The organism is Clostridium sp. UBA1056 (genome assembly GCA_002316385.1).
GTDB lineage: Bacteria > Bacillota > Clostridia > Clostridiales > Clostridiaceae > Clostridium_J.
In genome coordinates this window covers 664-20,440 of sequence record DCDL01000027.1, presented here as the reverse complement: position 1 = coordinate 20,440, position 19,777 = coordinate 664, and the positions used below count along the sequence as shown (strand labels likewise).

The window sequence follows — 19,777 nt, the reverse complement described above, 5'->3', positions numbered from 1 at the left end:
ACAGGAGGTGTAATGAATGGCAAGATACACAGGCGCTACATGCAGACTTTGTAGAAGAGAGGGCCTTAAGCTTAACCTTAAAGGTGATAGATGCTTCACTGAGAAGTGTGCTTTTACTAGAAGAGGTTACGCACCAGGTCAACATGGTCAAAGCAGAAAGAAAATGTCAAACTATGGAACTCAATTAAGAGAAAAGCAAAAAGCTAAGAGAATCTATGGAGTTCTAGAAGGACAATTTAGAAAATACTATGAGAAAGCTGAAAAGCAAAGAGGAATTACAGGTGAAAACTTACTAAAATTCCTAGAATTAAGATTAGACAATGTTGTTTATAGATTAGGATACGGAAGCTCAAGAGTTGAAGCTAGACAATTAGTAAACCACGGACATTTCTTAGTAAATGGTAAAAAAGTAGATATTGCATCTTACGCTGTTAAAGCTGGAGATGTTATATCAGTTAGAGAAAAAAGCAGATCTTCTGAAAAATTCAAAGTTTTTGCTGAAAATCCAAAGACTCTACCAAATTGGTTAGAAGGAAATATTGAATCATTTGAAGGTAAGGTTGCTTCAATACCAGCAAGAGAAGACATAGATGTTCCTGTTAACGAAACATTAATCGTTGAGTTATACAGTAAATAGTCAATAATGTAATCAGTTGCCCTCGATATAAAAAAACCACTAAATTTAAAAGGAGGGTTATAAATGTTAGAAATTGAAAAGCCAAAAATAGAATGTATTGAAACCGCTGAAAATGGTACATATGGCAAATTTGTTGTAGAACCATTAGAAAGAGGTTATGGAATAACTTTAGGTAATGCATTAAGAAGAATTCTTCTTTCTTCACTACCTGGAGTTGCTGCTAATTCGATTAAAATTGATGGTGTCTTACATGAATTCTCAACTATACACGGAGTTAAGGAAGATGTTTCAGAGTTAATTCTAAATATAAAGGAATTAGCACTTAAGATGTCTGGTGAGGGCCCAAGAACAATATATATTGATGCTGAAGGTCCTGGTGAAGTTACAGGAGAAGATATTAAGGTAGACGGAGATGTTGAAATAGTTAATAAAGATCTTCATATTGCTACACTAGATGATGGTGGAAAGCTATTTATGGAGATAAATATTAATAGTGGTAGAGGTTATGTTTCTCAAAATAAAAACAAGACTGATGATAAGCCAATATCAACTATACCTGTTGACTCAATATATACTCCAGTTAAGAGAGTTAACTTTACAGTTGAGAATACAAGAGTGGGACAGATCACAGATTATGATAAATTGACTATAGAGATTTGGACTAATGGAACTATTAGACCTGATGAAGCCATTGGTTTATCAGCTAAAATTCTTATCGAACACTTTAAATTATTTATGACATTAACTAATCATGCAGATAATGTTGAGATAATGATAGAAAAAGAAGAAGATAAGAAGGAAAAAGTCCTAGAAATGACTATAGAAGAACTTGATTTATCTGTTAGAAGCTTTAATTGTTTAAAGAGAGCTGGTATTAATACTGTTCAAGAATTAACAGAGAAATCAATGGATGATATGATGAAAGTAAGAAACCTAGGAAAGAAATCTCTTGAAGAGGTTGAGCAAAAACTTGAAGGCTTAGGATTGGGATTCAAACCTAGCGAAGAGTAAGGAGGTATAGATATGGCACAGCAACGTAAGTTAGGACGTCCAACTGATCAAAGAATGGCGATGCTTAGAAATCTTACAACTAGTTTCTTAAAGCACGGAAGAATTGAAACAACAGAAGCTAGAGCAAAAGAAACTAAAAGATTAGCTGAGAAGATGATAACTTTAGCGAAAAGAGGAGATCTTCACGCTAGAAGACAAGTGCTTGCATTTGTTACAGAAGAGGACGTTGTTAAGAGTTTATTTGATGACGTAGCTCCAAAATACGCTGAAAGAAATGGTGGATACACTAGAATAATAAAAATGGGACCAAGAAGAGGCGACGGAGCAGAGGTTGTTGTATTAGAATTAGTATAATAATTCAAGGGGATTAAGTAAGACTAACTTAGTCCCCGTTTTGTTATAAAATTGAGCTTTAGATAGTAACTCTCTAATGGAGGGATAATTGATGGAAACTAATATTAATTTTAGAGATAATCAAATTAATAAATCTAATGGAGACAATGAAATAAATAAATCGGATAATACAAATTTATCCAATAAAAAAGTACAAGAGATTATTAGTGAAAATTTAAAATACACTTATCCTCCGGATAGTGAAGGCAATATAAAATTAGCTATAGATGGTGTTAATATTACCATTAATAAGGGAGAATTTGTAGTTGTATTAGGTCATAATGGATCAGGAAAGTCCACTTTTGCAAAGCATATAAATGCACTTTTAGTTCCAACAGAAGGTAAAATCATTGTATCTGGTTATGATACTAGTGAAGAGGAAAACATATGGAATGTAAGAAGTAAAGCGGGTATGGTTTTTCAAAATCCAGATAACCAAATAGTTGCTACCATAGTAGAAGAGGACGTAGCTTTCGGACCAGAAAACTTAGGGATAGAACCTAAGGAAATAAGAAGAAGAGTAGATGAGTCACTTAAGAGAGTAAACATGTATGATTATAAAAAACATGGACCACATCTTCTATCAGGGGGACAAAAGCAACGTGTAGCTATTGCTGGTATATTAGCTATGATGCCTGAATGTATAGTATTAGATGAGCCAACAGCTATGCTTGACCCATCTGGAAGAAAAGAAGTTATAAATACAATAATGGATTTAAATAAGAATAATGGAATTACTATAGTGTACATAACACACTTTATGGAAGAAGCTGTTGCAGCTGATAAGATATATGTTATGGATTCAGGAAAAGTTATAGTAGAAGGAAAACCAAGAGAAGTATTTCAAAATGTAGAAATTATGAAAAACTTAGGTTTAGATGTACCACAAATGACAGAATTGGCCTATGAATTAAATAAATCAGGTGTTAATATAAAATCCGATATATTGACTATAGATGAGATGGTGAGAGAATTATGTCAATTAAAATAGAAAATTTAACTCATATATATATGGCTAAAACTCCATTTGAAAAGGTTGCCCTTAGTAATGTTAATGTGAATATAAATGATGGCGAATTTGTAGCACTCATTGGACATACAGGCTCGGGTAAATCTACATTGATACAGCATATGAATGGATTATTAAAACCTAACCAAGGAAAAATAATTGTTGATGGTGTAGATATTACTGCTAGTGGAGTTAAGCTTACAGACATAAGAAAAAAAGTTGGATTAGTATTTCAATATGCAGAGTATCAACTTTTTGAAGAAACAATAGAAAAAGATATAATGTTTGGTCCTAAGAATTTAGGTCTTACTGATGAAGAAGCTTTAGAAAGAACTAAAAGAGCTATGGAGATGGTAGGTTTAGACTATGAAACTTATAAGAATAAATCTCCTTTTGACTTAAGTGGAGGACAAAAAAGAAGAGTAGCCATAGCTGGAGTTGTCGCTATGGAACCAAAAGTTTTAATATTAGATGAGCCAACAGCTGGATTAGATCCTAAAGGCAGAGATGAAATTCTAGGAGAATTATATAAACTTCACAAATCCTACAACATGACTATCATTCTTGTATCTCATAGTATGGAGGATGTAGCAAAAGTTGCAGACCGAATATTAGTAATGGATAAAGGAAAATGTGTATTAGATGGTACACCAAAGGAAATATTTAAAGAGGTAGAAACTTTAGAAAATGTAGGTCTTGCAGTACCACAGGTAACATATCTTATGAGAGAGCTAAAAAAGAGAGGATTTGAATTACCTGATGATGTTTTCACATTAGAACAAGCTAAAAAAGAGTTACTTAGGATACTAGCAAAAAACTAGGCTCCTTTTATAAAGTTGTGGAGGAGTAAATATGATTAAAGATATTACCATAGGACAATACATACCTGGAGATTCTTTTGTCCATAAGCTAGATGCTAGAGTGAAAATATTATTTTCATTATTATTCATAATAGACTTATTTTTAATAAAAGACTTCTCAGGATATATTGTTATTTTTATATTTACAGTGATGGCTATAATGGTATCTAAAATTCAATTTAGATACATATATAAGGGACTAAAGCCTATATTTATATTAATGCTAATAACCGCGTTATTTAATGTATTCTTAACTAGAGGCGATGTACTACTATGGAAATGGGGATTTATAAAAATATACAAAGAAGGTATAGTTACAGCCGTATTTATGGTTTTAAGACTTACATTTCTTATTATAGGAACATCTCTATTAACTTTAACTACATCACCAATAGAACTTACTGATGGAATAGAAAAGCTACTAGGACCATTTAAAAAAATTGGAGTACCAGCCCATGAGCTTGCAATGATGATGACAATTGCACTAAGATTTATACCTACTTTAATGGATGAGACTGATAAAATAATGAAGGCTCAGAAGGCGAGAGGAGCCGACTTTGAAAGCGGAAGTATAGTAAAGAGAGCTAAAAGTCTTATACCTCTACTTGTGCCACTATTTATTAGTTCCTTTAGAAGAGCAGATGAATTAGCTATGGCAATGGAAGCTAGGTGTTACAGAGGCGGAGAAGGAAGAACTAGAATGAAGACACTTAAAATTACATCTAGGGATTATGTTGGAATGGTTGTAATGGCAGCACTAACTGGTATAGTTGTATATATGAGATTTTGGATATAGTAGAATAAAGGGATGTATATGAAAAATATTAAGTTGATGCTAGAATACGATGGAACAAATTATATGGGATGGCAAAAGCAGCCCAAGGGGGAAACTGTTCAAGGAACAGTTGAAGAGGCAATCTATAAACTCACTGGTGAAAAAGTTAACGTTGTGGGTTGTAGCAGAACTGATAGTAAAGTTCATGCTAAAGGATATGTATGTAATTTTAAGACTGATAGTAATATTCCTGCAGAAAAATTTAGAGAAGCATTAAATCATACATTACCAGAAGATATATCTGTAATTAAATCTTCGCAGGGTGATGATGATTTCCATTCTAGATATAATTCTAAAGGAAAAATGTACTGCTATACAATACTAAATACAGAAGTAAGAATGCCTATATATAGAAATTTCTCATATAACTATAAAAAGAGTCTAGATATAGAAAAAATGAAAGATGCAACAAAATTTTTTATAGGAACTCATGATTTTGAAGCTTTTAGGAATATAGGAAGCTCAGTTAAAACTACTACAAGAACTATTAGTAGAGTAGATATAATTAAAAATGAGGAATATATAAAAGTATATATAGCAGCCGATGGATTTTTATATAATATGGCAAGAATCATAATAGGAACTCTTATAGATGTAGGAAGCGGTAAAATAGAAGGAGAGGATATACCTAAAATAATATTAAGTAGAGATCGAAAAAAAGCAGGAAAAACATGTCCACCACAGGGCTTATGTTTAATTGAAGTTTATTATTAATAATATTTAAAATCATTGACACACCCGGGAAATTGTATTATAATAAATTTTGTTCGTATAATAAATATTTGTGAGTAAGATCCATTAGCCCCGGATCTTTATCCATAGAATTATAATTGTTAAAAATCAGGGAGGTAGTAAGATGAAATCATACTTAGCTAAACCAAGTGAAATACAAAGAAAATGGTATGTAGTAGACGTTGAAGGAATGACTTTAGGTAGAGCTGCAAGTCAAATAGCTTCTATATTAAGAGGTAAAAATAAACCAGAATTTACTCCAAACGTAGATACTGGAGATTATGTAATAGTTGTAAATGCAGAGAAGATAGTTTTAACAGGAAAGAAATTAGATCAAAAAATGTTAAGACATCACTCATTATATCCAGGCGGATTAAAAGAGATCCCTTACAGAGAAGCATTAGCTAAGAAACCAGAATTCGTATTTGAAGAAGCTGTAAGAAGAATGCTTCCAAAAGGAGTTCTTGGAAGACAAATGGCTAAGAAGCTAACAGTTTACAGAGGACCAGAGCACAAGAATCATGCTCAAAAACCAGAAGTATTAGAATTAAAATACTAATATAGTATTGTAAGGAGGAATAAATAATGGCAAAAGTTCAACATTTTGGAACAGGTAGAAGAAAGAAATCAGTTGCTAGAGTAAGACTTGTACCTGGTGAAGGTAAAGTTGTAATAAATAAAAGAGATATGGATAGCTACTTTGGATTAGATACATTAAAATTCATAGTTAACCAACCATTAGTATTAACAGGAACTAAAGATAAATTCGACGTTTTAGTTAATGTACATGGTGGTGGATTCACAGGTCAAGCTGGAGCTATCAGACACGGAGTATCAAGAGCTTTATTAAAAGCTGATGAGAGCTTAAGACCAGAACTTAAAAAAGCTGGATTCTTAACAAGAGACCCAAGAATGAAAGAAAGAAAGAAATACGGTCTTAAAAAAGCAAGAAGAGCTTCTCAGTTCTCAAAAAGATAGTATTTGTACATACAACTGTATGTTATATAAAAATAAGGAGTATTATACTCCTTATTTTTTTATTTTAAATAAATTTTAGTAAAGTTTATGCATTAAATCTGTTAGCAATCCTAGATTACACTAGAGAATATTAATGAATTTTATTCAGTAGAACTCATATAAGTTTTTTGAAGTTTTTCTCAATAACAAATATTGGGGTTATTAAAACTATAACCTCCCACATAGCTTATGTGCATAATCATATGCTCCTTGAGAGGCCATAGAACGAGTAGTTCTATATCTAGCTATCTTTAGACTCGTATAAGATTTTATCTCTTATACTTATAGAGATCAAGGTTTTTATAGAGTAGGCTAAACGTAAGATAAATTATATAAAACGACAATAAATTTAAAATTTTTACGAAAATTTTTACATAAATGATTATTTAGAGAAAAGTTATGTTAAATCCATGTTAAAAATGTAAATAAGTATTAACATGATTTCGATTATAGTGTATTATTAATATGGAATTTTAATGAGCAAAGAAAAGATACATATTGTGGAATGAGATTTATTGTGGGAGGTAAATTGATGGATATCATATTTTTGATTATTAATCTTTTAGGTGGGTTAGGGCTTTTCTTATATGGAATGAAAATGATGGGAGATGGCCTTGAAAATGCAGCAGGAGATAAACTGAAAGGCATTTTCGATAAAATAACATCTAATCCAATAAAAGGTGTACTAACAGGTACAATTGTTACTGCAATTATTCAAAGTAGTAGTGCGACTACAGTAATGATTGTAGGGTTTGTTAATGCAGGACTTATGAATTTATATCAAGCAACTTCAGTTATAATGGGAGCTAACATTGGAACTACAGTAACAGCTCAACTAATAACGTTCAAATTTGATGCTTTTGCACCTATATTTTTAGCTATTGGTGCAGTTATGATACTTTTCTGTAATAAAAGAAAAGTAAAAGAGGTAGGTCAAATTATTCTTGGATTCGGAGTTCTATTCTTAGGATTAGAACTTATGTCAGGAGCAATGTCGCCACTTAAGGACTCAGTGTTCTTTACAAACTTAATACTAAAGCTAGAAGGACATACGATACTAGGACTTTTAATAGGATTGATGATGACTGCTGTACTTCAGAGTTCTTCAGCTTCTACAGGTATACTAGTAGCATTAGCATCAACAGGAAGTTTACCATTAACAGTGGCAATACCAATATTATTAGGTAATAACATAGGTACATGTGTAACAGCTTTAATATCTAGTATAGGAACTTCAATAACTGCAAAAAAAGCGGCGGTTATCCACTTACTATTTAACTTAATAGGAGCTATTATATTTTTAATAATTCCAGTTAGTTTACTATCAGATATAGTTTTAGCAATAAGTCCAAATGTAGGACCTGAAGCTATACCAAGACAAATAGCAAATGCTCATACTTTATTCAATGTGGTAAACACAATACTATTACTTCCTTTAATTAAATATCTTGTTGCTTTTGTTAATAAGATAATTCCTGGTGAAGATGAGAAGGATGTACCAGGAGTTAAGTATATAGATGAAAGATTACTAGAAACTCCAGCAATAGCATTTGGACAAACAACTAACGAAGTTGCAAGAATGGCTGAAAAAGCAAAGGAAAATCTAAAAGTAGCTATGAATTCTTTTTTACAAGGTGATGAAGAGCTAATAAAGCTAGCATATAGTAATGAGGGAATAATTAATTTATTAGAACATGATATTACAAGATATCTAGTTAAGTTATCTAACTCAGACTTAGGTGATGAGCAGAGAGCTGAGCTAGCTGCATACTTCCATGTAGTGAATGATATAGAGCGTATAGGAGACCATGCAGAGAATATTGCAGATCTTGCTAGTGAGAGGATAGCTAAAGGATTAACTTTCTCTCCAGAAGCTCTGAATGAAATAAAAGGTATGTTTGATTATACTGTAAGTGCAGTGGAGATGAGTATAGATTGCTTTAAAAACTATAATAAAGAGAAGGCTGCAGGTATAAGAGGCATAGAAGATAGAATAGATTCTCTTGAAAAAGAATTAAGAGCATCACATATAAAGAGATTAAGTACTGGAGTATGTAATGCTGTGGTAGGAACAATTTTCTTAGATTTAATAAGTAATTTAGAGAGAATAGGAGACCACTCAGTAAATATAGCAGAAATGATATATGAAAATTAAAATAACTAATATTTTATAATTTAAAGTAAGAAACCTTTTATATAATATTTCTAAAAGGTTTCTTATTTATATGAGTAAAAGAATAATAGTAGACCTTAATGAATAAATATAATTACAGAGTAATAAAAAAGGTGGGAGAAACCATTAAGAACACTAAATTAATATCTATAGTTACGGTAATTATCTTAGGATTCATATGCATGTCTGTAATTAATGTGAATAACGTTGTTACTACTTATAAAAATGCTGAATCTAATCAAGGAGAAAATAAGGTAATACTCATTGATCCTGGGCATGGAGGAATGGATGGAGGTGCTTCATCTAAAGATGGAACTCCGGAAAAAAATATAAACCTGAGCATTGGATTGTTATTAGGTGCAAATTTAAAGAGCCAAGGATATAAGGTTGAATTTACAAGGACAGAGGATGTAGGGCTTTATACTGAAGGAAAATCAGTTAAAGAGAAAAAGCATGAGGATTTAAATAAAAGAGTTAGTTTAAAAGAAGAAACAAAGTGTGATGTATTTGTTAGTATACACTTAAATACATTTCCTGAATCTTATTGCAAAGGTGCTCAAGTATGGTATTCCAACTATGAAGATAGCGCTAGATTAGCCAATATCATGCAAAGCACATTAAGGGATCAATTGGACCAGTCCAATAAACGTGCAGCAAAGGCTGCAGGAACTCAATATAAGGTATTAAGAGGAAATGATAATATGGCAGGAGTTATTGTAGAATGTGGATTCTTAAGTAACCCTGAAGAGTGTCAGAAATTAAAGGATGAGGATTATCAAAAAAAGATAGCAGATGCTTTAGCTGAATCTATAAGCATTTACTTGAAAGAAGGAGCAAATTAAAGATAAGAGCCTACTTTTTTTATAAAAGGTAGGCTCTTTATAGAATATAAAAGAATGTAAAATTGCAAATGATTAGTCCATATGATATTATGATTAAGGATTGGATTAAGCCATTAGTCCAATGGGTCAGGAGATGAAATTTTGAACATTACAATTGATAAGAAAAATGGGATACCTCTCTATATCCAAGTAAAAAAGCAGATAATGAGTCTTATAAAGGACGGAACTTTAAGAGTAGGAAGTAAGATGCCTACGGAAAGAGAATTGTCTCAAGAGCTAGTAGTTAGTAGAAATACCATTAGTGCTGCCTATAATGAACTAGAAGCTAAGGGCGTATTAAAATCTATTCGAGGAAAAGGTACATTTGTAGCTGAAGAAGTCGTATCGTGGCAAAGTTATGATAGTAGAAGAAAGATAAATAAGTTTGTAGATTTAGCCCTAGAAGAAGCTTTAGAATGTGGTATAGATCCAGATGATTTTTTAGACATAGTAACAAACAGGGTTAATGAGAAAAAGGATGTTATGAATAAAGTTACTTCAGCATTTGTAGAATGTAATATTGAGCAGGCAAGAATGTTTAGTAAAGAAATAACCTCAATAACAAATATGAATACGATACCATTCACTTTAACAGACTTAGAGAAAATGAATGATGACACAAAGGACAAGCTTTCGACTTGTGAAGTAATAATATCACCTTTTAATCATGTAAATGATGTATATGGATTTTTAACAGGATTTAAAAAGGAAATACTTGGAGTAGCAGTAAGTCCTAATTTAGAGTCCATTGTAAGAATTGCTAGACATCCTTCAGAAACAAAATTTACGTTTATTTGTTTATCTGAAGAGTTTATATTTAAAATAAAGTCAGCACTTGATAATGCGGGTCTTGGAGATTTATCAGTTGAATATTTTAGTATAACTGATGAAGGTAAATTACAAGATGTAATTGATAAGTCGGAGGTACTAATAGTAACCCCTGGTAGATATAAGGATGTATGTAAGCTAAATAATGATAATAAAGAGCTTATAGAATTCTCTTATAACTTAGACTCCACATCAGTGAAGGCACTTAAGTCAAAAATTGTAGAATTAAAGTATCAAAAAAATTAATTCAGGAGGAATTAAAAAATGGAAAAGAAGACATTAGTTCTTGGTGTTATTGGAGCAGATTGCCATGCTGTTGGTAACAAAATTATGGATTATGCATTGACAGAAGCAGGGTTTGAAGTTATCAATATCGGAGTATTATCACCACAAGAAGACTTTATTAATGCTGCGGTAGAAACAAATGCTGATGCAATAATTGTTTCTTCTCTTTATGGACATGGAGAAATTGACTGTAGAGGATTAAGAGAAAAGTGTGATGAAGCAGGATTGAAAGATATTCTTATATACGTTGGTGGTAATATAGTTGTAGGTAAACAAGATTGGAATGAGGTTCATTCAAGATTTAAAGCAATGGGCTTTAATAGGGTTTATCCACCAGGAACAAGTATAGACACTACTATCCATGACTTAAAAGAAGATTTAGGAATAGAATAGACTTAAAGACATAGAATAATTAACTGAAGTAAATTTTACTTGGGACTATAATAGAGCTGGAGTGATTTAAATGAATGCATATTTACTTTTAGATTTTGGTAGTACTTATACCAAATTGACTGCAGTAGATATAGATAATGAAGAAATATTAGCTACAGCCAAGGATATAACAACTATCGAAGATGACATAATGATAGGATTTAATAAAGCTTATGACAAACTCGTGAATAAGCTTGAGGGAAAAGAAGTAAATTTCGTTGAAAAACTTGCTTGTTCATCTGCAGCTGGAGGCTTAAAGATGGTAGCAATTGGACTTGTGCCAGACCTTACAGCAGAGGCAGCTAAGAGAGCTGCTTTAGGAGCAGGAGCTCGAGTTATAAAAGTATATAGTTATGAATTAACTAGAGATGAAGTATTAGAAATAAAAAATTCTGATGTAGATATAATTCTTTTAGCTGGTGGGACTAATGGAGGAAATAAACAATGTATTCTACATAATGCGAAAATGTTAGTAGATTTAGATGTTAATCTTCCTATAGTTGTGGCAGGAAATAAAAGTGCTAATGATGATATAAGAGATATCTTTGAAAAAGCAGGATTCTATTTCAGCATAACAGAAAATGTTATGCCACAACTAAATGTTCTAAATGTAGAGCCAGCAAGAGAAGAGATAAGAAAGGTATTCATGAATAGGATAACCGATGCAAAAGGACTATCCAATGCAGAAAATTATATAAATGGAATATTAATGCCTACACCAGCAGCTGTACTTAAAGCAGCTAGAGTATTAGGTGAAGGCACTGATGAAGAAGAAGGTATAGGAGACTTAATTATTGTTGATATAGGTGGAGCTACTACTGATGTACACTCTATTGGATATGGAGAGCCAACTAAGGGTGGAGTAAACATGAAGGGACTAGAAGAACCTTTTGCTAAGAGAACTGTAGAAGGGGATTTAGGTATGAGATATTCAGCAGTGTCCCTCTGGGAAGCGGCAGGTAGTAGAAAGCTTAGAGCATATTTAAATGACAAAGATAGAAAGATAGACATTGAAGGAAGATGTAAATATAGAAATAGAAATATCAAAATGGTACCTGAAACAGATGAAGATATAAAATTTGATGAAGCTATGGCAAAGGCAGCTACAGAGCTTTCCATGGAAAGGCACTGTGGTACCGTTGAGTGCATATATACTCCTATGGGAGCTGTATACAATCAATTAGGAAAAGATCTTATGGATGTAAAATATATTATTGGTACAGGAGGAGTTTTAGTTCATAGCAAGAATCCAGGCGAAATATTAAAAGCAGGAACCTTTAAGAAGGAGAATGCGACATCTTTAAGGCCTAGAAATCCAAAAACTTTAGTGGATAAGACTTATATATTATCATCAATGGGTTTGCTAGCTCAGGACTATCCCGATAAGGCAGTAAGAATAATGAAAAAATATTTAGTGGAAGTGTAAATTACTAGGAGGTAAGTTAAAGTGGAACTAAAAAACAAAAAGTGGACCGAGGAAGAGTTTTTTAAGACAAGAGAAGAGGTTTTAGCACAATGGCCAACAGGTAAAGAAGTAGATTTACAGGAGGCTATAGACTACAACAAAAAAATTCCAGCACATAAAAACTTTGCAAAGAAATTAATTGAAGCAAAGGAAGCGGGCATAACATTAGCTCAACCTAGGGCCGGTGTAGCTTTATTAGATAGCCACATAGAACTACTAAACTATTTAGATAAAGAAGGTGGAGCAGACCTTTTACCATCAACAATAGATAGTTATACAAGACAAAATAGATATGAAGAATGTGAAGTGGGAATACAAGAAAGTATAAAAGCTAGAAGATCACTTCTTAATGGATTCCCAGGAGTTAACCATGGTGTTAAAGGATGTAGACAAGTTTTTGAATCTGTAAACTTACCATTAGAATCAAGACACGGTACTCCAGATGGTAGACTACTTGCAGAAATTACTCATGCATCAGGTTGGACATCAAATGAAGGTGGTGGTATATCATACAATATACCATACGCTAAAAGTGTTACATTAGAAAAAACTATTCTTGATTGGCAATACTGTGATAGATTAGTAGGATTTTATGAAGAGCAGGGAATAGCGATAAATAGAGAGCCTTTTGGTCCATTAACAGGAACTTTAGTACCACCAAGTACATCTAATGCAGTTGCAATAGTAGAGGCACTACTTGCAGCAGAGCAAGGTGTTAAAAATATTACAGTTGGATATGGCCAGTGTGGTAACTTAATACAAGATGTAGCGGCAATTAGAGCTCTAGAAGAGCAATGTAGTGATTACTTAAGAGCTTATGGATATGGAGATGTTTATTTAACAACAGTATTCCACCAATGGATGGGAGGATTCCCAGCTGATGAAGCTAAAGCTTTTGGGGTTATATCTACAGGAGCAGCAGCTGCAGCATTAGCAGGAGCTACAAAAGTTATAGTTAAAACTCCACACGAAGCTATAGGAATACCAACTAAAGAAGCAAATGCTCAAGGTATAAGAGCAACCAAAATGACATTAAATTTATTAAAAGGTCAACAAATGCACTTATCTGATGAGCTTAGAACTGAAATTGCAATAATTAAAGCTGAAACAAGATGCATGGTAGATAAGCTATACGAAGTAGGAAACGGTGATTTAGCTAAGGGTGCTGTTAAGGGATTTGACATGGGAGTTATAGATATTCCATTTGCACCAAGCAAATATAATGCTGGTAAAATGATGCCTGCAAGAGATAACAATGGAGCAGTAAGATACCTTAAATTTGGAAATGTTCCATTTACAGCAGAGCTTAAAGCTTTCAATATGAAGAAGTTAGACGAAAGAGGAAGATACGAAAATCGTCCAGTTGGATTCCAAATGACTATAGATGATATATTTGCTGTAGGAAAAGGAAAACTTGTTGGAAGACCAGAAAAATAGTATATAAGATTTATAAGCTAACAATGAACTAATATAAAATTCTTAAATTATAGAAAGCAAGGTGTATTTAAATGAAAATTGTTGATGTAGTGTGTTCTGCAGGGAGAACTGGATTTTATTTTGATGACCAAAGAGCTATAAAAGCTGGAGCTGGTCATGATGGATTTACTTATGTTGGGGAGCCAGTTACTGAAGGATTTACGTCTATAAGACAAGCAGGAGAATCTATATCTGTAATGTTAATACTTGAAGATGGCCAAGTAGCACACGGAGATTGTGCAGCTGTTCAATATTCAGGAGCAGGTGGACGTGACCCATTATTCTTAGCTAAAGACTTTATACCAGTTATAGAGAAGGAAATAGCACCAAAACTTATAGGTAGAGAATTAAACAACTTTAAAAGCCTAGCTGAAGAGTTTGATAAAATGACTGTAAGTGGAAAAAGACTTCATACAGCTATTAGATATGGAATAACTCAAGCTATCCTTGATGGTGTAGCTAAAGCTAAAAAAGTTACTATGGCTGAAGTTGTAAGAGATGAATATAACACAGGAGTAGAAATTAATAGAATTCCTATATTTACTCAGTCAGGAGATGACAGATATAGCAATGCTGATAAGATGATTATCAAAGGCGCGGACGTTTTACCTCATGCTTTAATTAATAACGTAGAAGAGAAGTTAGGCTTAAAAGGTGAAAAACTTCTTGAATATGTAAAATGGTTAAGTGATAGAGTTTTAAAATTAAGAACTAGTGAAGATTATAATCCAATATTCCATATAGATGTTTATGGAACTATAGGAGTTGCATTTGATTGTGATACAAAAGCAATGGCAGACTACATAGCAACTTTAGAAGAGGCTGCTAAACCATTTAAATTAAGAATAGAAGGACCAATGGACGTAGAGCATAGAGAAAGACAAATGGAAGCCTTAAGAGAGCTAACAGCTGAACTTGATAACAGAAATATCAACGTAGAATTAGTTGCAGATGAATGGTGTAACACTTATGAAGATGTAGCATTCTTTGCAGATAACAATTCAGGACATATGCTTCAAATAAAAACTCCAGACCTTGGAGGAGTAAATAATACAATAGAAGCTATACTATACTGTAAGAAGAAAAATGTTGGAGCTTACTGTGGTGGAACATGTAATGAAACAAACAGATCAGCAGAAGTTTGCACTAACATTGCTATGGCTTGTGGAGCAGATCAATGCCTAGCTAAACCAGGTATGGGTGTTGATGAAGGTTACATGATAGTAAACAATGAAATGAATAGGGTTGTTGCCTTAGTAAATAGAAGAAATAAATAATACACTTGGTATAAAGTAAAAGGCGGTTTAATTGAGAACTGCCTTTTTACTTATGATAATTATATAAATGAAAAATATTATTCATGGGATTTTAATAAAACTGCATTAGTAAATTAGCCTTATAAATAATGTATTTAATTAATGGATTTAGGAGGATTATATATGAGAGAAATTAAAGTTTCACAGATAACAGAAGCTATAAGAAAATTATGTATAGATGCAAATTACTATTTAGGTAGTGATATAAAAAATAGACTTATAAAATCTCATGAGGAAGAAGATTGGGATATTGCAAAGGGTATATTAAATAAAATATTAGTAAATGCTGATATAGCTAAAAATGAAGATATGCCTATGTGTCAAGATACTGGTGTGGCTTGTGTATTTATAGAAATCGGTCAAGAAGTTCAAGTTGTTGAAGGATCTCTTGAAGATGCTATAAATGAAGGTGTAAGACAAGGATACAAGGATGGATACCTAAGAAAATCTGTAGTTAAGGATCCATTAGATAGAGTAAATACAAAGGATAATACTCCAGCTATGATTTACTACAATATAGTCCCAGGAGATAAGCTAAAGATTACTGTAGCACCTAAGGGCTTTGGTTCTGAAAATATGAGTCAAATAAAAATGTTAAAGCCTTCAGATGGACTTCAAGGTGTTAAGGATTTTATAATAAAAGTAGTTAAAGAAGCAGGTCCAAATCCATGTCCACCAATAATTGTTGGTGTAGGAATTGGAGGAACCTTTGATAAGGCTGCAACAATTGCTAAAAAGGCACTTATTAGATCTATAGATGTAAGAAATGAAAATCCGTTCTATGCAAAGTTAGAGGAAGAGCTAGTAACTATGATAAATGAACTAGGTATAGGACCTCAAGGTTTTGGTGGGAAGACAACAGCACTAGCTGTAAATATAGAAACATATCCAACTCATATTGCAGGGCTTCCAGTAGCTGTAAATATTAATTGTCATGCTACAAGACATGCAGAGATAGAGCTATAATTAGGGGGTAAGGTTTATGGAAAAGAGAATAACTACACCACTTACAGAAGAAAAAGTTAAAGATTTAAAAGCTGGAGATAGTGTTTTATTAAGTGGAGTTATATATACAGGAAGAGATGCTGCTCATAAAAGACTTGCAGAGCTTTTAGAAAAAGGAGAAGAGCTTCCTATAGATGTGAAGGATGCTGTTATATACTATGTGGGACCAACTCCAGCAAAGGAAGGAATGGCTATAGGTTCAGCAGGTCCAACTACTAGCTATAGAATGGATGCATATACACCAGCACTTTTAGATCATGGCTTAAAAGGTATGATCGGAAAAGGGTTAAGAAATAGTGAAGTGGTAGAGTCTATGAAGAAAAATAAAGCCGTATACTTTGGAGCTATTGGTGGAGCTGCAGCCCTTATTGGTAAGTGTGTAAAGAAAGCAGAAATAGTTACCTATGAAGATTTAGGAGCTGAAGCTATAAGAAGGCTTGAAGTAGAAGATTTACCTATAGTTGTAGTTATAGATTCGGAAGGAAATAACTTATATGAGGTAGGTAGAGAAGCTTATTTAAACAGTAAAAAATAAATTGAAGAGAGTAATAGATAGATAATATTATAGTTAATATTATCTTTTAGGACTAAGTATTATAGAAATAAATTTATAATATTTAGTTTAAGAATTACTACATGTAGAGGTGATTTAGATGGTAATTAACAAAATTTCAAAGGCTGGAACTCTAGAATCCAATGATATATATGTTATAATCATGCCTAATGAAGAAGGTGGGATAGCCATAGAACTTGAAAGTATGGTTATGAAACAATTTGGAGCAGAAATAGAAAAAGCTATTAGAGAAACTTTAGAAGCTTTAGAAGTAAAAGATGCTATTGTGAAAGCTCAGGATAAAGGAGCTCTTGACTATACAATAAGAGCTAGAGTTGAAACTGCAGTAAAAAGAGCGCAGTAGGGGGTGTAAATATGAAATTAAGAAGAACTATGCTTTTTATGCCAGGAAACAATCCAGGAATGCTACAAGATGCTGCAATCTTAGGTTCAGATTCTATAATTCTTGATTTAGAGGATGCAGTAAGTCTTACAGAAAAAGATAGTGCTAGAATACTTGTTAGAGAAGCAATTAAAAATGTTGATTATACTGGAGTAGAGGTGGTAGTTAGAATAAATCCACTTACTACAGAGTTTTCTAATGAAGATATAGATATTATTGCTAGAGTTAAACCAGATGCATTAATGGTTCCAAAGGCAACAGAGGATGAACTTATAGAAATTAGCAGTAGACTTGATAAAATAGAAAGAGAAGAAGGCTTTGAAGATAAGGCTATAAAATTAATACCAATAGTAGAAAGCGCTTATGGTGTTGAAAATGTATATAGTATTATAAAATCTTCAGATAGAGTAGTAGCAGTTCTTTTAGGTGGAGAAGACTTAACCTCTGATATGGGTGTTAAGAGAACTAAAGAAGGTAATGAAATATTTTATGCTAGAAATAGAGTAGCTGTAGCTTGCAAGGCCATGAGAGTAGATAGTATTGATACTCCTTTTACAGACACAAATGACTTTGAAGGATTAAAGAAAGATACTTTATTAGCAAAATCCCTTGGAATGACTGGAAAAGCATCAATTAATCCAAGACAGATTGATACTATACACCAAGTATATGCTCCAACTGAGGCAGAGATAATCTATGCTCAAAGAGTACTAGATGCTATGGAGGAAGCCGAAAGGGAAGGCAAAGGAGTATTTTCTCTAGATGGTAAAATGGTAGATGCACCAGTTATAAATAGAGCAAAAACTACTGTAGATTTAAGTAAAAAACTAGGTCTTATTTAATGAGGGATTGAGGTGATAACATGAAAAATATATTAGGAAGAGAGATTCCAGATTATATAGAAGGATACGGACAGGTAAAGACTTTTGAAGGTGCTTTTAAAAATATGGAGCCTTTAAAAAGTGTGTCAGCAAGAATTAAACCTGTAGTTCCAGGAGATGAAAAGTTAGTAAACTCCATAGATGAGGTTTTAGATAAAGTACAGCTTAGGGATGGAATGTGTATATCTTTCCACCATCACTTAAGAAATGGGGATTATATTCTTAATATGGTTTTAGAGGCCATTGCTAAAAGAGGTATAAAAGATTTAACTGTAGCAGCAAGCTCTATATTTCCAACTCATAAGCCATTAGTTGCATATATTGAAGATGGAACTGTATCTAAAATATATGCAAACTATATATCAGGTCCTGTAGCAGCTGCTATCTCAGAAGGAAAGCTAAAATATCCTGCTATAATGCATACCCATGGAGGTAGATCAAGAGCTATTGAAAGTGGAGATTTACACATAGATATAGCATTTCTAGGAGCACCTTCTAGTGATATGTATGGGAATATAAATGGTCTTACTGGCAAATCTGCCTGTGGAGCTTTAGGATATGCAGTTTCTGATGCAGAATATGCAGATACTGTAATAGCTATTACAGATAATCTAGTACCATATCCAAACTCTCCAATAGAAATAAGTCAAGTTTATGTGGATTATGTAGTTAAAGTAGATTCTATAGGAAATCCAGCAGGAATAGTATCAGGAACTACACAAATTACTAAAGATCCTATTGGACTTAAAATTGCAAAGAATGCTTTAGACGCTATGATAGCTTCAGGGCTTGTTAAAGATGAAATGTCATTTCAAACAGGAGCCGGTGGTATATCTCTAGCTGTAGCTGCAGAACTTAGAGAATACATGAAGAAGAATGAAATCAAAGGTAGTTTTGCATCTGGTGGAATAACTGGATACATTGTAGATATGTTTGAAGAAGGATTATTTGATAGCTTACTAGATGTACAATGCTTTGATCTAAAGGCAGTAGAGTCTTGCGCTAAAAATAAAAAACATATAACCATGTCAGCTTCTATGTATGGAAATGCTCATAACAAAGGAGCTGTGGTAAATAACTTAGATATAGTAATACTTGGAGCAACAGAAATAGATACGAACTTTAATGTAAATGTTACTACTGCTTCAGATGGTACTATAATGGGTGGTTCTGGCGGTCATGCAGATACTGCAGCAGGTTCTAAACTTACTATAATAGTGACAAAGCTAACTAAGGCAAGATTACCAATAATAAAAGATAAGCTAACTACTATAACTACTCCAGGGGAAACTATTGATGTAATAGTAACTGAAAGAGGAATAGCTGTGAACCCTAAGAGAGTTGATTTAATTGAAAAATTAAAAGCAAAAAAACTTAATGTGGTAACTATAGAAGAGCTAAAGGAAATAGCTGAAAAAATAACAGGAACTCCTAAAGCAATAGAATTATCTGAAGATATAGTTGCAGTTGTAGAATATAGAGATGGAACTGTTATAGATGTAGTTAGAAAGACATTATAATCATATAAGTTAAAATAAAAAGGGGCTTTCGCAAAATAAACTGATCTAAATAAATATTGAATAAG

General features: G+C 32.8%; 21 protein-coding genes. All 21 read left to right on the top strand.

Annotation, left to right across the window (positions count from 1 at the left end):
• Positions 1–16: 16 nt before the first annotated feature.
• The 21 genes from rpsD (at position 17) to citF (ending at position 19,712) form a co-directional block, all read left to right on the top strand.
• On the top strand, positions 17–637 hold the full coding sequence (gene rpsD / locus B3W71_RS09095) for a 30S ribosomal protein S4 (protein ID WP_346888635.1): 621 nt from the start codon (positions 17–19) through the stop codon (positions 635–637).
• 63 nt (positions 638–700) lie between these two features.
• Positions 701–1,648, top strand: coding sequence for a DNA-directed RNA polymerase subunit alpha (locus tag B3W71_RS09090; RefSeq protein WP_346888634.1), 948 nt, complete (start codon positions 701–703; stop codon positions 1,646–1,648).
• 12 nt (positions 1,649–1,660) lie between these two features.
• Positions 1,661–2,002 (top strand): 50S ribosomal protein L17, encoded by a 342-nt coding sequence (gene rplQ, locus B3W71_RS09085; RefSeq protein ID WP_346888633.1) that lies wholly within the window; start codon positions 1,661–1,663, stop codon positions 2,000–2,002.
• A gap of 91 nt (positions 2,003–2,093) precedes the next feature.
• Positions 2,094–3,032, top strand: coding sequence for an energy-coupling factor transporter ATPase (locus B3W71_RS09080; RefSeq protein WP_346888632.1), 939 nt, complete (start codon positions 2,094–2,096; stop codon positions 3,030–3,032).
• A complete protein-coding gene (locus B3W71_RS09075; RefSeq protein WP_346888631.1) occupies positions 3,017–3,871 on the top strand; it encodes an energy-coupling factor transporter ATPase in 855 nt (284 codons plus the stop codon). Before B3W71_RS09080 ends, B3W71_RS09075 begins: the two co-directional genes overlap by 16 nt.
• A 31-nt stretch (positions 3,872–3,902) precedes the next feature.
• The gene (locus B3W71_RS09070) at positions 3,903–4,706 is read left to right on the top strand and encodes an energy-coupling factor transporter transmembrane component T (RefSeq protein ID WP_346888630.1); all 804 of its coding nucleotides are present in this window, start codon (positions 3,903–3,905) and stop codon (positions 4,704–4,706) included.
• A gap of 18 nt (positions 4,707–4,724) precedes the next feature.
• Positions 4,725–5,459: a tRNA pseudouridine(38-40) synthase TruA gene (gene truA, locus B3W71_RS09065; protein WP_346888629.1), complete on the top strand. Its 735-nt coding sequence runs from the start codon at positions 4,725–4,727 to the stop codon at positions 5,457–5,459.
• Positions 5,460–5,601: 142 nt separating this feature from the next.
• On the top strand, positions 5,602–6,036 hold the full coding sequence (gene rplM, locus B3W71_RS09060; RefSeq protein ID WP_147520521.1) for a 50S ribosomal protein L13: 435 nt from the start codon (positions 5,602–5,604) through the stop codon (positions 6,034–6,036).
• A gap of 26 nt (positions 6,037–6,062) precedes the next feature.
• Entirely contained in the window at positions 6,063–6,455 is a 393-nt protein-coding gene (gene rpsI / locus B3W71_RS09055) for a 30S ribosomal protein S9 (protein WP_346888628.1), read from the top strand.
• Between the two features lie 571 nt (positions 6,456–7,026).
• Entirely contained in the window at positions 7,027–8,649 is a 1,623-nt protein-coding gene (locus B3W71_RS09050) for a Na/Pi cotransporter family protein (protein WP_346888627.1), read from the top strand.
• Positions 8,650–8,747: 98 nt separating this feature from the next.
• Positions 8,748–9,509: an N-acetylmuramoyl-L-alanine amidase CwlD gene (cwlD, locus tag B3W71_RS09045; RefSeq protein ID WP_346888626.1), complete on the top strand. Its 762-nt coding sequence runs from the start codon at positions 8,748–8,750 to the stop codon at positions 9,507–9,509.
• A gap of 141 nt (positions 9,510–9,650) precedes the next feature.
• Positions 9,651–10,622: a GntR family transcriptional regulator gene (locus tag B3W71_RS09040; RefSeq protein WP_346888625.1), complete on the top strand. Its 972-nt coding sequence runs from the start codon at positions 9,651–9,653 to the stop codon at positions 10,620–10,622.
• An 18-nt stretch (positions 10,623–10,640) separates the two neighbouring features.
• Complete coding sequence (glmS, locus tag B3W71_RS09035) at positions 10,641–11,054, top strand: methylaspartate mutase subunit S (RefSeq protein ID WP_147520526.1); 414 nt, start codon at positions 10,641–10,643, stop codon at positions 11,052–11,054.
• Between the two features lie 70 nt (positions 11,055–11,124).
• On the top strand, positions 11,125–12,519 hold the full coding sequence (gene glmL / locus B3W71_RS09030) for a methylaspartate mutase accessory protein GlmL (protein ID WP_346888624.1): 1,395 nt from the start codon (positions 11,125–11,127) through the stop codon (positions 12,517–12,519).
• A 21-nt stretch (positions 12,520–12,540) separates the two neighbouring features.
• A complete protein-coding gene (locus B3W71_RS09025; protein WP_346888623.1) occupies positions 12,541–13,995 on the top strand; it encodes a methylaspartate mutase subunit E in 1,455 nt (484 codons plus the stop codon).
• A gap of 71 nt (positions 13,996–14,066) precedes the next feature.
• Positions 14,067–15,311 carry a methylaspartate ammonia-lyase gene (locus B3W71_RS09020; RefSeq protein ID WP_346888622.1) on the top strand — a complete coding sequence of 415 codons (1,245 nt, stop codon included), beginning with the start codon at positions 14,067–14,069 and terminating at the stop codon, positions 15,309–15,311.
• Between the two features lie 162 nt (positions 15,312–15,473).
• The gene (locus B3W71_RS09015; protein WP_346888621.1) at positions 15,474–16,316 is read left to right on the top strand and encodes a fumarate hydratase; all 843 of its coding nucleotides are present in this window, start codon (positions 15,474–15,476) and stop codon (positions 16,314–16,316) included.
• Between the two features lie 16 nt (positions 16,317–16,332).
• A complete protein-coding gene (locus B3W71_RS09010; protein ID WP_346888620.1) occupies positions 16,333–16,890 on the top strand; it encodes a Fe-S-containing hydro-lyase in 558 nt (185 codons plus the stop codon).
• Positions 16,891–17,008: 118 nt separating this feature from the next.
• Positions 17,009–17,272 carry a citrate lyase acyl carrier protein gene (gene citD, locus B3W71_RS09005; protein ID WP_346888619.1) on the top strand — a complete coding sequence of 88 codons (264 nt, stop codon included), beginning with the start codon at positions 17,009–17,011 and terminating at the stop codon, positions 17,270–17,272.
• Between the two features lie 11 nt (positions 17,273–17,283).
• Positions 17,284–18,153, top strand: coding sequence for an HpcH/HpaI aldolase/citrate lyase family protein (locus B3W71_RS09000; protein ID WP_346888618.1), 870 nt, complete (start codon positions 17,284–17,286; stop codon positions 18,151–18,153).
• 20 nt (positions 18,154–18,173) lie between these two features.
• Entirely contained in the window at positions 18,174–19,712 is a 1,539-nt protein-coding gene (citF, locus tag B3W71_RS08995) for a citrate lyase subunit alpha (RefSeq protein WP_346888617.1), read from the top strand.
• Positions 19,713–19,777: the final 65 nt, after the last annotated feature.

Excerpts from the sequence above, each read along its gene's own strand:
- rpsD (WP_346888635.1), top strand. The coding sequence starts at position 17 with ATGGCAAGATACACAGGCGCTACATGCAGACTTTGTAGAAGAGAGGGC.
- truA (WP_346888629.1), top strand. The coding sequence starts at position 4,725 with ATGAAAAATATTAAGTTGATGCTAGAATACGATGGAACAAATTATATG.
- glmL (WP_346888624.1), top strand. The coding sequence starts at position 11,125 with ATGAATGCATATTTACTTTTAGATTTTGGTAGTACTTATACCAAATTG.
- B3W71_RS09090 (WP_346888634.1), top strand. The coding sequence starts at position 701 with ATGTTAGAAATTGAAAAGCCAAAAATAGAATGTATTGAAACCGCTGAA.
- rplQ (WP_346888633.1), top strand. The coding sequence starts at position 1,661 with ATGGCACAGCAACGTAAGTTAGGACGTCCAACTGATCAAAGAATGGCG.
- B3W71_RS09020 (WP_346888622.1), top strand. The coding sequence starts at position 14,067 with ATGAAAATTGTTGATGTAGTGTGTTCTGCAGGGAGAACTGGATTTTAT.
- B3W71_RS09015 (WP_346888621.1), top strand. The coding sequence starts at position 15,474 with ATGAGAGAAATTAAAGTTTCACAGATAACAGAAGCTATAAGAAAATTA.
- B3W71_RS09080 (WP_346888632.1), top strand. The coding sequence starts at position 2,094 with ATGGAAACTAATATTAATTTTAGAGATAATCAAATTAATAAATCTAAT.
- B3W71_RS09070 (WP_346888630.1), top strand. The coding sequence starts at position 3,903 with ATGATTAAAGATATTACCATAGGACAATACATACCTGGAGATTCTTTT.
- B3W71_RS09000 (WP_346888618.1), top strand. The coding sequence starts at position 17,284 with ATGAAATTAAGAAGAACTATGCTTTTTATGCCAGGAAACAATCCAGGA.
- glmS (WP_147520526.1), top strand. The coding sequence starts at position 10,641 with ATGGAAAAGAAGACATTAGTTCTTGGTGTTATTGGAGCAGATTGCCAT.
- rpsI (WP_346888628.1), top strand. The coding sequence starts at position 6,063 with ATGGCAAAAGTTCAACATTTTGGAACAGGTAGAAGAAAGAAATCAGTT.
- cwlD (WP_346888626.1), top strand. The coding sequence starts at position 8,748 with ATGAATAAATATAATTACAGAGTAATAAAAAAGGTGGGAGAAACCATT.
- rplM (WP_147520521.1), top strand. The coding sequence starts at position 5,602 with ATGAAATCATACTTAGCTAAACCAAGTGAAATACAAAGAAAATGGTAT.
- B3W71_RS09010 (WP_346888620.1), top strand. The coding sequence starts at position 16,333 with ATGGAAAAGAGAATAACTACACCACTTACAGAAGAAAAAGTTAAAGAT.
- citF (WP_346888617.1), top strand. The coding sequence starts at position 18,174 with ATGAAAAATATATTAGGAAGAGAGATTCCAGATTATATAGAAGGATAC.
- citD (WP_346888619.1), top strand. The coding sequence starts at position 17,009 with ATGGTAATTAACAAAATTTCAAAGGCTGGAACTCTAGAATCCAATGAT.
- B3W71_RS09075 (WP_346888631.1), top strand. The coding sequence starts at position 3,017 with ATGTCAATTAAAATAGAAAATTTAACTCATATATATATGGCTAAAACT.
- B3W71_RS09050 (WP_346888627.1), top strand. The coding sequence starts at position 7,027 with ATGGATATCATATTTTTGATTATTAATCTTTTAGGTGGGTTAGGGCTT.